We start from the raw sequence: 14,432 nt of genomic DNA, 5'->3' as shown, positions 1-14,432 counted from the left end.
TGGAGAAATGGAATGTCCTCCCTGTTTCGCGCGACGCTGATCCTCCTGGCCCTGCTGAGCACGGCCGCCTGCACCAGCAAACCGATGTACACCCCGAACCGGGTGATCCCGACCACCATCCAGGCCAGCCAGGAGCAGGTCAAACAGGCGATCCTGAAGAACCTGGTGGCCCGCAAGTGGACCGTGCAGCGCATCAGCCCGGAGCTGATCCAGGCCGAGATCACCGTGCGCGGGCAGTTCCACGCCGAGATCGATATTCCGTACAGCGCCAGCGCCTACAAGATCGTCTACCGCGACAGCCGCGACCTGGACTACAAGGACGGCAAGATCCACAAGAACTACATCCGCTGGGTGCGCCTGCTGGACAAGGGCATCCTGCGCGAGCTGCGGGACAACCAGAACGAGCGGACCGCGCAACAACTGTCAGACGCTGCGACCAAGAGCTTCCCGGCCGGCCAATGATCATCCCCCTGTGACCCCGGTCACCGGGCTGCTTTGCCCCCTTTTCAAGTCAAGGAGACTGCGATGCGTTTGAAGACCCTGGCGGCAACCGCCACCCTGCTGCTGTGCACCCTGCCCGGCGTCAGCCAGGCCCGCGACACCACCCTGTTCCTGCCGTTCGACAAGGTGGTCGCCGAGGCCATCAGCACCGGCAAGATCGATGGCAGCGTGAAGTTCTACCTGGCGGGCAACAAGCCGGCCGGCAAGGTCAGCGTGCTCAGCCCGGGCGCGGTGACCAACAAGAAGACCAACGCCTTCGGCAAGGCCGATCAGGTGGCCTGCGAGTGGGCCCTGCAATCGGCGCTGATCACCCTGCATGAAGCGGCGAAGAAAGTCGGGGCCAACGCCGTGACCGACATCGCCAGCTTCTACAAGAGCCGTGAGCGCAAGGACGCCAGCACCTATGAGTGCCATGCCGGCGCCATCATGGCGGGCGTGGCGCTGCGCGGGGATCTGTCCAAGGTTCAGTGAGCGGATCGTTGCCAACAGGATGTGAAACGTCCGGACGGTGATTTCACACCAATGCCCCGACTGGCTCGGGGCATTCGCTTTTGTAGCGACAAGAGATGAGAAGGGCGTCGCTCCTTCAACTCAGCGCGTGGCCTTTGGGATTACTGGCGATCAGACTGGCACCACAGGCGGTTTTCATCCCGTCCAGCGCCACGGGCACACCGCCAAAATTCAACAAAGCACTGCCCTGCGCGATGGGAAACGTGCCCTTGCACAAAGGGCATATCACCTGATGCCCCAGCCCTGCCACGGGCTTGCCATTCAAGTCAGTCTGGCTGAAAGCTTCTATCACGGTGCCACCATGTGTGGTGGAATCACCGAGTCGAACAATATCCATGCCTGTCTACCGTTTCGTGTATCCGCTCAGGCCTTGTCAGGCTCGACCTTGACCAAATGCTCCTCCAGCGCCTGGCGCTCCTCCACGCTCAGCGCTCGGGAAGGCTTTGGCGTCGCAGCGGGCGCAACAGGATCATCAGCGCTGGCGGTCTGCGGCATCAACCTCACGCCAAAATACTGATTGGCCGGCTTTTCCCCCGGGGTCGGCGACGTCACGCCGATGATCGTCGCCTGGTCCTGACGGCGCATGGGCACCACCACGCTGGTGTCGGCATTCAGGTAGCTGGCCATGGTCGCCAGGGCAAGGCCCACGAAGGGCGATGCCGCGCCGGTGTCACCCAGGCGCTGGGTCAGGTTGTAGCCCTCGCGTGAGTCGAGCAGGTCCAGTGAGCTGTGGGCAGCGCTGAGTGCCGGTGCCAGATCGGCCAGCGGCACGCTGTTCAGGCCGCCGTCATAAAACACTCGCGAAGGTGGAGAAACCAGCCCGTCGGTGGCGGTTTTCCAGGCACCGGCCAACTGCGTGGTCAGGGCTTCGCGCTTCAGGCGTTCACCGGTATCCGGACGTTGCAGCGATACGGTAACGGGGCGATGAATGCGCGCCAGCACCGGCAATGCATCCCACTGCTCGAAAGCACGCTGGGTCCAGGGTTGCGGAATGAACGGCGAGGGTTGGAACTCGACCGCAGGTTTGCGCCAACCCCAGCCAGTGAATTCGGGGTCGATGGGGTTCTTGTTGGTCTTGGTGAATTGGGCGTAGTAGCGCAGCCATTCGACCCGTTCCGGGCGGCCAACGACCAGAGCGACCATGGCGTCGGTTAGTTTGTCTGGTTGACGTGGGCCCGCGACAGCGCCGAGCGACTTTAAAGAAATATCCCTGCTTGATAGAGCGCCCGCCATATTGATGCCTTCAACGCTGTAAATCAGAACAGCGGGAAGATCAGGGTTGCGCTCGAATAATTGAAACAGGTTTTCCAGTAATCCTTCGGGGGTGTCATTACAGACAATGCCGTTCTGCAGATTGCGGATTCGGTGCCAATGTAGGCCGGCATCAGTTCGGTAGCTGTTCACCATGCTGGCCAACATTTCCTGGGTTCTTTCAGGTCTAAAACGCAAATTCGGAGTTTGGGCACTCCAGCTACGGACCACCGTAATGGTTGGAACCGGCCATTTTTCCAAAAAGTTGCGTAACCCCAACTCCAATGCATCAGCTTTCCGTTTGCTGTAAGCCATATTTTTGTCATCAGCAGTCACCGGATACTTCTTCGAGTCCATGGGCAGGATACTGCCAACGTGCAACGATTCTGGCTGTCTCGCATGCTGCTCTTGCAAGGCCTTCCAGAGTTCGCCTTGACGAAACACATCCAAACTCACACCGATGCTGAGTACGTCCAAAGTTTCCAAGTGGGGCGAAGCGCTTGGCGCACGGTAACGGGTGTCAGTGGGCATTGGAGCGATCTCCTTGACAGGGTGAGTAGTAACGGGCGCGGCTGGGCTAGCAAAACAGCGAGTAGACGCCAGAGAAATCTCAGCCGCCTGAACCAGATGACTACTCGACAGAATGCCGATCACGGATAAGAACTGGAGTAATAGGCGCATCAGACTTTTCCTCCGAAGCGGATGGATTTACCGAGCTTTTTTCCACCCCAGGTCTGGCTGGCTACTAAAGAGGGCATATTGTCCCCCACTAAACTAGGTAGTACCCCTGTAGAACGGTATTCAACCGTGCCATCAATCAGTTGGCGATTATTGGCCTCCTCTTGAAAATAGAGCACTTCAACTGCCTCATTTGTCAGATCAGGCTCCTCATAATGTTGATCAATTATCCCGTCATCAGTCCTCTTCCAATCCAACCGCCAATCCGCCACCCGGCACAGATACTCATAGAACGTCAGATCATCCACGCTCTCCCCCGCCCCAATGGCCACGTCATAGGCCAGGACCCGCCGACTGTGCTCCGGATTATTCGGAATCCCCGAGTGAAACGACTGCGGTTCTTGATAGTCTTCGCCTTGCAGGCGCAGTCGGGCTTCGTAGGGTGTTTCTCCCCGGGTCACCAGCACCTGGCCATCCCCCATGGACCGCACGGCAAACACATGGGCCCGCTGGGACAGCTCGTAAAGCTCATCGCGGGCCTCTTTCACGCTGGCGGCATCGCGACCGTATTTGAAAGCGATGCTCTGATCCATCATCTCTTGACGCGCGTATTTCGTATCCTTCGGACGCCAGGCCGGCTTGATCCGTAGCGACTTGTCGTTGCTCAGGCCGATAGCGGCATCGATGGGGTCGAGCTTGTCCATCATCTGGTACACACCGCTGGCCGATCCGGCCCCGGGAGCGGTCATGACGCCATCGGTCGAGAAATCCGCCATCGCCGGCACCGGCAACTGCGCAGCGCTCAAGATCACTGTCGTACCGGGTTTGAGCGTGGCCCTGCCACCGCGGTCTAAAAGCCCTAAACCGGTGTCCTCCCAGGTTGCCTCACCCTCAAGCAACAGAGGGTAGGCATAAGGAGGAACCTGTTTGCCGATCTCTTCCTTGGCGTTGTTGCGCTTGCGCACGGTAAAGATCCGTTGATGGAAGCTCAGTGGTAACTGCGTTCGCGCAGGCTGGCCCTCCACGCTGTCGCCAATGCCCTGCCAGCCAATCCCCTGAACGTTGCCCAGGCCCACGGTCTGATCCTGGGGCGTGAAATACAGGTAACTGCAACCTCGGTTGTCACGTTCGTCGAACAACCGTTTTTCCCCGTCGATGGTGGCCTGCGACGCAGGGCCTCCGCTCCAGCCCGGCCCACCGATGGCGCCATATCCCTGGCAGTTTTTCAGGGCCACGCTGGACAGCGCCGGAACCGGATTCGGACTCTGTGCAATGAACTGCAGAATCCCCTTGAGGGTGGCAATGCGCGCTGGCGTGGTTTGCTGTTCGAGCCATTTCTGGGTCTTTTCGGTATTGGGCTGAAACAGGCTGTACGGCGAGTTGAGCATGATGAAGCTATCAACGGGACGCTGTTCCTGGTCCTTGAGAAAGGCATGGGCCAACAACCCGAGCAACGTGCCCTGGCTGTGACCGACCAGATTGATGGTGTCGTTCGGATAACGCTTGCGGATGATCTTGATCAGCATGGCCAGACGCATGGCCGCCAGTACCATGTAGCGGCGCCCAGCCGCTGAAAACAATGGATGGGTCCGCTTACCGCCAATCAGGTTCAGCGGCAGGATGCCGAACGGATAGCCGTTGAAGCCCTCACCCCACATATCGGGCAGATTGGTGGTGGCATTGGCGAACTGGCCGCCTTCCTTGGTGCCAGTCTTGTCCAGGCGGTTGTTATGGCGGTCCAGCCATTCACCGTGGGGCTCAGTCTTGTTGATGTGCTGCTCTTCTTCGCGAAAACCCCAGTAGAACGGGATCACCACGCTGCGTGGCGCGCTGCCATTACCCGAGGTACTGAACTTGCGCCGGTAATACACCGCATCGGGGTTGCCGGCCTTGCCGCCATCGTCCTGGGGCAGGCTGTAGCTAGCCGACTGGAGAAACCCTGGATTGCTCGCACCATTGGGCAGCTGTGCCGGCATGTCCAGACGCTCATTGAGCCCCTGGCACAGGCCCCGTTCGATACGTTCATAGCAACCGGCGAGATCATTGACCCCGTGCACGACGATGGTCACGCAGGGTTTGGGTGGGGGAGCAATCATGTGCACATCACCTCCGCCCGGCAGGGTGATGGCCTCTGCCGTGCAAATGCTGCGCATGTGGACGGAATCATTCATCTGAGGTTTTCCTCCTTGATCACGTTGGCCCATGCTCGTCCTGAACATGCCGCCGGCTCATGTCAGCACGTTTCAGGGGCGCGACTGGTGTTCCTCGGTATTCCTTCGAGCCAGGCAAAGAGCCGGCTCCTGGACCTGCCACACGTCGCCAACGCTTATCACACAGAATTCCAACAAGGTGCTGGAGACTGTCTGCTTATGCCAGCGGCTGCGTTCATTGAAGTGAATGCGGAGGTTGTAACTACCTCCCGGCTGGAGGGCTGCTGGGTTATAGGTTCTGACGAGTGCGCCTGGATAATTTCCCAACAGCTCTATTTTCGGCTGGACCCAGCCTGCGGGGAGGTCAATGTCCCATAGGGTTTCATAACACTTGCTGGCGGTGCGACGACAGAGAAACACTTGGCTGATCTCCAGGTCATTGGTATCGGCCAGCAAAAGTCGAAGGTCGGCCACCGGACGACCGGATTCCATGATCACCGGAACATCCGGAGGGCGTTTGGAGGCAGCCCATACCGGAGACTGAACCAGTAATGCCGTACACAACGCAGCCCATATCGAATGCTTCATGGTTCAGTACCCCGCCGGAAAGCGGCCCAATACGGGCTTGAGTTTCGCCTGTGCCGCGGTATCTGCCGTCTCCAGGCTCAAGTAGTAATCCCGCACGATGTCTCCTTGCTGCTCGATGTTGTAGTCCTTGAGCGTTTTTCCTGGCTCCAACCGATACGCATACTGATCACCTACCAAGAACTGTTTTGCCTGCTGATAGGCTCCCACCAGCAGGACATTGACCCCGTGATGGTGTTGCCAGACATGTGTCATCTCGTGAATGAACAAGCCCCGGTCATATGACGGCTGCAAGCTCCAATCCGAAATACCTCGCAAATCTTCCCCAAAGTAGATGTGTCCATTGGGCGCCATGACATAGTTCTTGCCCTGCCAGGGCACATAGTTCTCATCACGTAGGCGTACCTTGTCGTAATCGATGGAGTCGCCAAATACACTTTTCGCCAGGGTGATTTCCCCCTCCGTCAAAGCACGCCCTTTTTCATTCCCAGGCTCGGAGAAAACCTTGGTTGCGAGAGCGGCGATGCCTGTGACAGCTGCAGCTACCCGTGGAATGTTCGAACGCTTCATACTCACGCTCGCGATGCTCATGGCGTCTTTCTGCAGCAGTTGCGTCGCGCCTTGCGCATCCGTTATGCCTTCAACGACTTCGCCATTGGCCAGAGTGATGGTGTAGGGCACGTTAGGCATCGGCGACTGGCCATCGATCTGCTTGAGCACGAAGCGACGCTGGGTATCCCCGACGTTGAACTTCGGAAGTTCAGCCGCCAGATCGGCCCCTCCAAGCAGGCTGTGCTTCGCCGCCTTGACGGTAAAGTTGCCCGGCATGCCCAGTTCGATGTTCCCCCCCTTGAGGGTCAGGTAGGCGCCACCGCACATCAGGGTGATGTGCTCATTGGCCGAAATCAGCACATGCCGCTTGCTCGCGCTGAGCTCCAGGCTCTGGTCAGCCTCCAGGCGAATGCTGTTATTTTGCGCCTGCAACAGCATCAGCCCTTGATGAGCGATCTGCCGAATTTCGCCACCTTGGGCAAATAACCCCAGATCGGCACCTGCGTTGAGCAGGATTTTTTGCCCGGAAGTCAGCTGCTGGTTCTGTTGGGCCACGCTGTCAATATGTTCGCCAGCGGCCAGAGTGATGCTCTGCGGGGAAGCAGCCGCGATACCTGCGGGACCGCTCAGGGCGATGGCTGGCTTGCCGCCGTTACCACCCGGTTCATCGTTGGCCCCGCGCCCCAGCTCGCGAACCGCTTCACTGAGCGTTTCCTGAGGCGTGCTGTCATGCGCCACGCCAGCGTGCCCGGTGGCGTACTCGCCCAATCCCTTGGCCAGTTGCAATGCCGCCTCCAGCACTTGAACCACGCTAGCCCGGTTCAGTTGCCCGCCGTCAGCCTTCAATTGCTCCTCGGTGCTGAGCAGTAGTCCTTTCGCGGCACGCAACGCACCGTGCTCGTCGGTGCGAAGCTCGAAACCCTCGCCACGAGCCGCTCCACCAGCGGGTCGTGGATGGGTCAGGTAACCCAAGTGCAGTGCTGTGTTGCCGTGATCACTCATCAAGGCCGCGCTGATCTGCCGGGTGGTATCGTCGATGCGCAACTCGTTGGCTCGCGTCCCCCTGTATTCCTTGCTTTTGATCGTACTGAGGGTCTTGTGATTCGGCAGTTGATAGGGCGGCATATGAGACTTGCGATAGGTACGCCCGGTGATGATCGGCTGGTCGCAATCGCCGTCCAGGTAATCGACTATCACTTCCTGACCAACACGCGGGATCGCCATATGTCCCCATTCCCCGCCCGCCCAATTCTGCGACACCCGTACCCAGCAGGAACTGAACGCGTCGTTCTGGCCTTTTCGATCCCATGGATACTGAATTTTCACCCGGCCAAATTCATCCACATGGATTTCTTCCTCTTGCGGGCCGACCACTGTCGCGATCTGCGGTCCGTCGACCACCGGCTTGGGCAGTGGCTGCGGGCGCCATTCGGTTTCCTCGGTAACGACCTGCGCGGTGAAGTCATAGCTCACGCCTCTTTCAGCACCAGCTGACTCTTCTTGCTGGCTGGCATGCTGAATCCCTTTGTGAGTAATCCTGACCGTGCGCCACCAACGATTGAAGTCAGCCCTCGGGTGACCTGTCAGTTGAAAGGAAAATCCCGGTATCAGGCGCGGATCATCACCCTGCACAATCGCTACCCGAGCATCGCGGCGCAGGCCCAGCAGACGGTTTCGCGTGAAGGGTTTACCGGTAGCGCTGACCTTGTAGCGGCCAGGGTAGTCATAGCGCTCATAGTGCCGAGCCTGATGTTCAAGGTCATCGCCCACACTGCGCTGTTGCTGGTTGAACGCCGGTCGCTTGAAGCTGTAATCACGTTGAGTCTGCTCGGCCGTGCGAACATTTTCCGTGTAGCTGAAGGCATACAGCACCGGCTGTTCAGCATCCCCTGCCGGTTGCCCGCTAAATAGCACCGGCTCTCCTTCGATGCGTTCCTGAACATACAGCTTGTCGCTCTGAATCAACGTACAAATGCTGTCCTGGTGCTTGAAGAAATAGAACAGCCCTTCTTCTGCCGAAAGCCGTTCGAACAAATAGAGGTCGCTGTCACCCACCTGGGCGCAGTACTCACGGGGCAAGTGGTCGGTGTAGATACGTTGCTGAAAATCCAGAACACCGTGCTCATCCAATACCGACTTGAGAATCTCCGGCACGCTTTTGTGTTGAAAAATACGCCAGTCGGAACTCAACCCCAGCCGGGCGAACGGCGGTTCGACCAGCGCACGGTAACGCGTGCGACGAAAACCCGTGGTGCCTTGGGTAAAGCTGGAAACCAGGCCGTGGACGTAGCGCACGGCAGTGCCGCCCTGCCAGATCGTCAGCAAGGCGGGTTGATCGAGGATGTGAGAAAAATCGATGTTAGGTGTGTAACTGGCCAACTCCAGTGCGAGCCGATAAGGCTCGCAAATCGCCTCTTCCAGGGTGAATTCGACAACCTCGAATTCCACCTGCGCTGAAGTAACGGAAAACGTGAACTTCAAGTCCCTTTGGCGCATATGACGGTTCCTTGTCATGCGTGGGCTGGAGTTGGCATCCAGTCTTGAGCGTGCTGCACTTGTTGCAAGCGCAAGAACCTAGCAAAGAGAAGCAAACGGGATCTATAAGATCCGTCTCAAAGTTTCTGCCTGCGCTTTCAACCCAGGCTCCGTCCGACGTGACGCTAATAGCCCTTTCCACTCCGCCAGGAACCAACCTGGCCAGTACAACGCTGATTGCAAGCCAGCCGCTCAGGACGCGGCCCCGGTCTTGCGCGTCAGGAGTTCGACAAAGGCCCTGGCCATGGGTGAGCACTGATCCTTGCGCTGCACCAGCCACACCGCGGTCATGGCTTCGGGGTCCAGCAGCCGGCGGTAGACCACGCCGTCGATGCGCATGCGCTGGTAGGACGCCGGCAGCACCGAAACACCGAGGCCCGCCGCCACCAGGCCGATGATGGTCATGGCTTCCGCCGCCTCCTGGGCAAAATGCGGGGTGAAGCCGGCGTCCCGGGACAGGCTGAGCAATTGGGCATACAGGCCGCTGCCGTAGCTGCGGGGGAAGAACACAAAGGGCTCCTGGGCCAGCGCCGCCAGGTGCAGCCCCTCTTCAGTGCCGCCCGCCAGCGGGTGCTTGGAACTGAGCACCGCCACCAGCGGCTCGCGCAGCAGCTCCACCACCGACAGCGAGTCCGGCAATGGCAGGGGCCGCATGATGCCGACCTGGATCGACTGGTCCACCAGCGCCTCGGCCACCTGGGTGCTGCTCATTTCCTTGAGCTTGAGGTGCACCGCCGCAAAGCGCTGGCGAAAGGCGAAGATCGCTTGGGGAATGGTCGAGTTGAACGGCGCCGACGAGGTGAAGCCGATCTTCAGTTCCCCCAGCTCACCCAATTGCGCGCGCCGGGCCACGTCCGCCGCCTTGTCCACCTGGGCCAGCACCAGGCGCGCCTCTTCGAGGAACAGGCGTCCGGCTTCGCTGAGCTCGACCCGACGATTGGTGCGCTCGAACAGGCGGGCGCCCACCTCCTGCTCCAGGGCCTGGATCTGCTGGCTCAGCGGTGGCTGGGAAATGCCCAGGACCTGGGCCGCGCGGCCGAAATGCAGCTCTTCGGCGACGGCGATGAAGTAGCGCAAGTGACGCAATTCCATGGGGCGGTTCCATTAAGTCGTTAAAGCTATCAAACAGGTCGAACAATATATTGGAAAGGAACATTAGCCAGCTATATGCTTTTTTCCATTGCCTGACCGGCTGCGCTCCCCCCGAGGTTCCCGTGAAAATCGCTGTCGCCCCCCTTGCCCACGAAATCCCCTCCACGCCCGCGGACGAGGTGCTCGCCCAGCTCAACGAGGTGTACATCGAAAAAGGCACGCCGCTGTTCATGCGCACGGTGCTGGCGTTGTTCTCCGGGGGCTTTGCCACCTTCGCCCTGCTGTATTGCGTGCAACCGATGATGCCGCTGCTGTCCACGGAGTTTTCCATCAATGCGGCCCAGAGCAGCCTGATCCTCTCGGTCGCCACCGGCATGCTGGCCATCGGTCTGTTGATCACCGGGCCGATTTCCGACCGCATCGGCCGCAAGCCGGTGATGCTCGCCGCCCTGCTGGCCGCCGCCCTGTGCACCATCGCCAGTGCGCTGATGCCCAGCTGGCACGGGGTGCTACTGATGCGGGCGCTGGTGGGGTTGTCCCTGAGCGGGCTGGCGGCAGTGGCCATGACCTACCTGAGCGAAGAGATCCACCCTCAGCACATCGGCCTGGCCATGGGCCTTTACATCGGCGGCAACGCCATTGGCGGCATGAGCGGACGGCTGATCACCGGAGTGCTGATCGATTTTGTCAGCTGGCACACGGCGATGCTGGTGATTGGCGGCCTGGCCCTGCTGGCGGCGGCCGTGTTCTGGCGCATCCTGCCGGAGTCGCGCAACTTCCGCCCGCGCTCGCTGCACCCGCGCAGCCTGCTGGACGGCTTTAACATGCACTTTCGCGACGCCGGCCTGCCCTGGCTGTTTCTCGAAGCCTTCCTGCTGATGGGGGCCTTCGTCACCCTGTTCAACTACATCGGCTATCGCCTGCTGGCCGAGCCCTATCACCTGAGCCAGGCCCTGGTCGGCCTGCTGTCGGTGGTCTACCTGTCGGGCATCTACAGCTCGGCGAAGATCGGTGCCCTGGCCGACCAGTTGGGCCGGCGCCGGGTGCTGTGGGGCACCATCGTGCTGATGCTCGCGGGCATTGCCCTGACCCTGCTCGCCCCACTGGCCCTGGTGCTGGTCGGAATGTTGCTGTTCACCTTCGGCTTCTTCGGCGCCCACTCGGTGGCCAGCAGTTGGATCGGCCGCCGCGCCACCAAGGCCAAGGGCCAGGCCTCTTCGTTGTACCTGTTCAGCTACTACGCCGGGTCGAGCATTGCCGGCACCGCGGGCGGGGTGTTCTGGCACCTGGCGGGGTGGAACGGCATTGGCCTGTTCATCGGCGCCCTGTTGCTCGGGGCACTGCTGATTGCCATGAAACTGGCGAAACTCCCGCCGTTGTGACGCCTGGCCTGTGTGCAGGCGTTCGTCAGGCAGGTGCAGGTCTCTAGGGCCCTTTCGCCAGCAAGCCGGCTCCTACACGGATCGGGTCTGTGCAGACGGGCCCTTGTGGGAGCTGGCTTGCCAGCGAAGGCGGCCACCAGGCAGGCGCAAGTCTCAAGGACCTATTCGCCGGCAAGCCGGCTCCTACACGGATCGAGTCTGTGCCGGCGGGCCCTTGTAGGAGCTGGCTTGCCAGCGAAGGCGACCGCCAGGCAGGTGCAGGGCTCGAGGGCCTATTCGCCGGCAAGCCGGCTACTACACGGATTGGGTCTGTGCCGGCAGGCCCTTGTGGGAGCTGGCTTGCCAGCGAAGGCGGCCACCAGACAGGTGCAGGTCTCGAGGGCCTATTCGCCAGCAAGCTGGCTCCTACAAAAAAGTGTTCGCCAATGAAAACGCCCGGCAGGTGCCGGGCGTTTGTATGGGGTGACGCTTATGCGTGGTATTGCGCCGACAACTCGTGCACCGCTTCCAGGAAGGCCCCGGCGTGCTCCGGCTTCACTTCCGGGGTGATGCCATGGCCCAGGTTGAACACATGGCCGCTGCCCTGGCCATAGCTGGCGAGGATACGCGCAACTTCGCCACGGATCGCCTGCGGGTTGGCGTAGAGCACGGTGGGGTCCATGTTGCCTTGCAGGGCGACCTTGCTGCCGACGCGGCGGCGGGCTTCGCCGAGGTCGCAGGTCCAGTCCAGGCCCAGGGCATCGGCGCCAGCATCGGCAATGCTTTCCAGCCACAGGCCGCCGCCCTTGGTGAACAGGATCACCGGCACCTTGCGCCCGTCGTGCTCGCGGATCAGGCCGCTGACGATCTTGCGCATGTAGGCCAGGGAGAACTCCTGATAGGCCGCCGCCGAGAGGCTGCCGCCCCAGCTGTCGAAAATCTGCACCGCCTGGGCACCGGCCAGGATCTGCCCGTTGAGGTAGGAGGTGACCGACTGCGCCAGCTTGTCCAGCAGCAGGTGCATGGCTTGCGGATTGTCGTAGAGCATGGCCTTGGACTTGCGGAAGTCTTTCGACGAACCGCCTTCGACCATGTAGGTGGCCAGGGTCCAGGGGCTGCCGGCAAAACCGATCAACGGCACGCGGCCATTGAGTTCGCGACGAATGGTGCTGACCGCATCCATCACGTAACCCAGGTCCTTTTGCGGATCGGGAATCGGCAGGGCTTCGATGTCGGCCAGGGTGCTGACCACTTTCTTGAAGCGCGGGCCTTCGCCGGTCTCGAAGTACAGGCCTTGGCCCATCGCGTCGGGAATGGTCAGGATGTCGGAGAAGAGGATCGCCGCATCCAGCTGGGGATAGCGGTCCAGAGGCTGCAGCGTGACTTCGCAGGCGAACGCCGGGTTCATGCACAGGCTCATGAAGTCACCGGCATTGGCACGGCTGGCGCGGTATTCAGGCAAGTAGCGCCCAGCCTGACGCATCATCCACACCGGGGTGACGTCTACGGGTTGCTTGAGCAGGGCACGAAGGAAACGGTCGTTCTTCAGGGCAGTCATGTCGGCATCCGGAAAAAAAGTGGGGGCATTTTCTCAGAGCCGGGCATAAAAGGCACGGCAAGAGCCGTTTCTTTATGTCTATGAGGTCAATTTGTCGCGCCACAACCCACGTACCTGTAGGAGCGAGCTTGCTCGCGATGGGGGCGCATCAGGCAACATCGGTGGTTGGCTGATACACCGCTATCGCGAGCAAGCACGCTCCTACAAGGGATGGCGGTCAGACGCCCAGGTAGTCGAGGATGCCTTCGGCGGCGTTGCGCCCTTCGAAGATCGCCGTCACCACGAGATCAGAACCACGCACCATGTCGCCACCGGCGAAGATCTTCGGGTTGCTGGTCTGGTGCTTGTACTGACCTTGTTCAGGTGCAACGACCCGGCCCTGGCTGTCGGTCTGGATCTGGAACTGCTCGAACCACGGTGCCGGGCTCGGGCGGAAACCGAAGGCGATGACCACGGCGTCGGCCGGGATGATCTCCTCGGAACCGGGGATCGGCTCGGGGCTGCGGCGGCCACGGGCGTCCGGTTCGCCGAGACGGGTCTCGACCACCTTCACGCCTTCGACCTTGTCTTCACCGACAATCGCGATCGGCTGGCGGTTGTAGAGGAATTTCACGCCCTCTTCCTTGGCGTTCTTCACCTCTTTGCGCGAGCCGGGCATGTTGGCTTCGTCACGGCGGTAGGCGCAGGTCACCGACTTGGCACCCTGGCGAATCGAAGTGCGGTTGCAGTCCATCGCGGTGTCGCCACCGCCCAGCACCACCACCTTCTTGCCTTTCATGTCGACGAAGTCTTCCGGCGACTTTTCAAAGCCCAGGTTGCGGTTGACGTTGGCGATCAGGAAGTCCAGGGCGTCATACACCCCCGGCAGGTCCTCGCCGGCAAAGCCGCCCTTCATGTAGGTGTAGGTGCCCATGCCCATGAACACCGCGTCGTATTCGGCGAGCAGTTGCTCCATGGTCACGTCCTTGCCCACCTCGGTGTTGAGGCGGAACTCGATGCCCATGCCGCTGAAGACTTCGCGACGATTGCTCAGCACGGTCTTTTCCAGCTTGAACTCGGGGATGCCGAAGGTCAGCAGACCGCCGATTTCCGGGTTCTTGTCGAACACCACCGGGGTCACCCCGCCGCGCACCAGCACGTCGGCGCAGCCCAGGCCCGCCGGGCCCGCGCCGATGATCGCCACGCGCTTGCCGGTGGGCTTGACCTTGGACATGTCCGGGCGCCAGCCCATGGCGAAGGCGGTGTCGGTGATGTACTTCTCCACCGAACCGATGGTCACCGCGCCGAAGCCGTCGTTGAGGGTGCAGGCACCCTCGCACAACCGGTCCTGCGGGCAGACCCGGCCGCAGACTTCCGGCAGGGTGTTGGTCTGGTGCGACAGCTCGGCGGCGGCGAGGATGTTGCCCTCGGCCACCAGCTTGAGCCAGTTGGGAATGAAGTTGTGCACCGGGCACTTCCATTCGCAGTACGGGTTGCCGCAACCCAGGCAGCGGTGGGCCTGGTCGGCCGACTGCTGGGGTTTGAAGGGCTCGTAGATTTCCACGAACTCTTTCTTGCGCTGACGCAACAGTTTCTTCTTCGGATCCTTGCGCCCGACATCGATGAACTGGAAGTCGTTATTCAGACGTTCAGCCATTTTCAAAAACCTCTATACAGCAG

The 14,432-nt window shown here is 60.8% G+C and carries 11 protein-coding genes; 3 read left to right on the top strand and 8 right to left on the bottom strand.

Translation table 11 applies throughout. From position 1 onward, the window contains the following. Positions 1-12: 12 nt before the first annotated feature. Positions 13-462, top strand: coding sequence for a hypothetical protein (locus tag PST29_RS02305; RefSeq protein ID WP_060842264.1), 450 nt, complete (start codon positions 13-15; stop codon positions 460-462). Positions 463-525: 63 nt separating this feature from the next. Beyond that, positions 526-972 (top strand): hypothetical protein, encoded by a 447-nt coding sequence (locus PST29_RS02300; protein ID WP_060837170.1) that lies wholly within the window; start codon positions 526-528, stop codon positions 970-972. 115 nt (positions 973-1,087) lie between these two features. Here the strand turns inward: PST29_RS02300 and PST29_RS02295 are convergent, their stop codons facing one another. The 6 genes from PST29_RS02295 to PST29_RS02270 all read right to left on the bottom strand — a co-directional run bounded on the left by PST29_RS02295 (position 1,088) and on the right by PST29_RS02270 (position 9,854). After that, positions 1,088-1,348, bottom strand: coding sequence for a PAAR domain-containing protein (locus tag PST29_RS02295; RefSeq protein ID WP_060842263.1), 261 nt, complete (start codon positions 1,346-1,348; stop codon positions 1,088-1,090). A gap of 26 nt (positions 1,349-1,374) precedes the next feature. Beyond that, complete coding sequence (locus tag PST29_RS30655; RefSeq protein ID WP_332455301.1) at positions 1,375-2,943, bottom strand: type VI lipase adapter Tla3 domain-containing protein; 1,569 nt, start codon at positions 2,941-2,943, stop codon at positions 1,375-1,377. After that, entirely contained in the window at positions 2,943-5,111 is a 2,169-nt protein-coding gene (locus PST29_RS02285; RefSeq protein WP_060842261.1) for a T6SS effector phospholipase Tle3 domain-containing protein, read from the bottom strand. The genes PST29_RS30655 and PST29_RS02285 overlap by 1 nt, the downstream gene beginning before the upstream one ends. 72 nt (positions 5,112-5,183) lie before the next feature. Beyond that, positions 5,184-5,678 (bottom strand): hypothetical protein, encoded by a 495-nt coding sequence (locus tag PST29_RS02280; RefSeq protein WP_060842260.1) that lies wholly within the window; start codon positions 5,676-5,678, stop codon positions 5,184-5,186. A gap of 3 nt (positions 5,679-5,681) precedes the next feature. After that, complete coding sequence (locus tag PST29_RS02275) at positions 5,682-8,723, bottom strand: type VI secretion system Vgr family protein (RefSeq protein ID WP_060842259.1); 3,042 nt, start codon at positions 8,721-8,723, stop codon at positions 5,682-5,684. 231 nt (positions 8,724-8,954) lie between these two features. After that, the gene (locus PST29_RS02270) at positions 8,955-9,854 is read right to left on the bottom strand and encodes a LysR family transcriptional regulator (RefSeq protein ID WP_060837169.1); all 900 of its coding nucleotides are present in this window, start codon (positions 9,852-9,854) and stop codon (positions 8,955-8,957) included. Positions 9,855-9,976: 122 nt separating this feature from the next. On the opposite strand from PST29_RS02270, the gene PST29_RS02265 reads away from it, so the two are divergent. Then, positions 9,977-11,236: an MFS transporter gene (locus PST29_RS02265; protein ID WP_060842258.1), complete on the top strand. Its 1,260-nt coding sequence runs from the start codon at positions 9,977-9,979 to the stop codon at positions 11,234-11,236. A 469-nt stretch (positions 11,237-11,705) separates the two neighbouring features. Here the strand turns inward: PST29_RS02265 and hemE are convergent, their stop codons facing one another. Then, positions 11,706-12,773, bottom strand: a complete 1,068-nt coding sequence (gene hemE / locus PST29_RS02260) for a uroporphyrinogen decarboxylase (protein ID WP_060837167.1) — start codon at positions 12,771-12,773, stop codon at positions 11,706-11,708. Between the two features lie 217 nt (positions 12,774-12,990). Beyond that, positions 12,991-14,409: an FAD-dependent oxidoreductase gene (locus PST29_RS02255; protein ID WP_016966156.1), complete on the bottom strand. Its 1,419-nt coding sequence runs from the start codon at positions 14,407-14,409 to the stop codon at positions 12,991-12,993. Positions 14,410-14,432: the final 23 nt, after the last annotated feature.

This window comes from Pseudomonas sp. St29, assembly GCF_001547915.1.
In the GTDB taxonomy this organism is placed as follows: domain Bacteria; phylum Pseudomonadota; class Gammaproteobacteria; order Pseudomonadales; family Pseudomonadaceae; genus Aquipseudomonas.
Note: the sequence above shows the minus strand (reverse complement) of the source record. Positions and strands in the feature narration are given on the sequence as shown.

Coding starts and splice junctions, on each gene's coding strand:
- PST29_RS30655 (WP_332455301.1), bottom strand. CDS start 2,943: ATGCGCCTATTACTCCAGTTCTTATCCGTGATCGGCATTCTGTCGAGT.
- hemE (WP_060837167.1), bottom strand. CDS start 12,773: ATGACTGCCCTGAAGAACGACCGTTTCCTTCGTGCCCTGCTCAAGCAA.
- PST29_RS02270 (WP_060837169.1), bottom strand. CDS start 9,854: ATGGAATTGCGTCACTTGCGCTACTTCATCGCCGTCGCCGAAGAGCTG.
- PST29_RS02275 (WP_060842259.1), bottom strand. CDS start 8,723: ATGCGCCAAAGGGACTTGAAGTTCACGTTTTCCGTTACTTCAGCGCAG.
- PST29_RS02305 (WP_060842264.1), top strand. CDS start 13: ATGTCCTCCCTGTTTCGCGCGACGCTGATCCTCCTGGCCCTGCTGAGC.
- PST29_RS02295 (WP_060842263.1), bottom strand. CDS start 1,348: ATGGATATTGTTCGACTCGGTGATTCCACCACACATGGTGGCACCGTG.
- PST29_RS02285 (WP_060842261.1), bottom strand. CDS start 5,111: ATGAATGATTCCGTCCACATGCGCAGCATTTGCACGGCAGAGGCCATC.
- PST29_RS02255 (WP_016966156.1), bottom strand. CDS start 14,409: ATGGCTGAACGTCTGAATAACGACTTCCAGTTCATCGATGTCGGGCGC.
- PST29_RS02280 (WP_060842260.1), bottom strand. CDS start 5,678: ATGAAGCATTCGATATGGGCTGCGTTGTGTACGGCATTACTGGTTCAG.
- PST29_RS02300 (WP_060837170.1), top strand. CDS start 526: ATGCGTTTGAAGACCCTGGCGGCAACCGCCACCCTGCTGCTGTGCACC.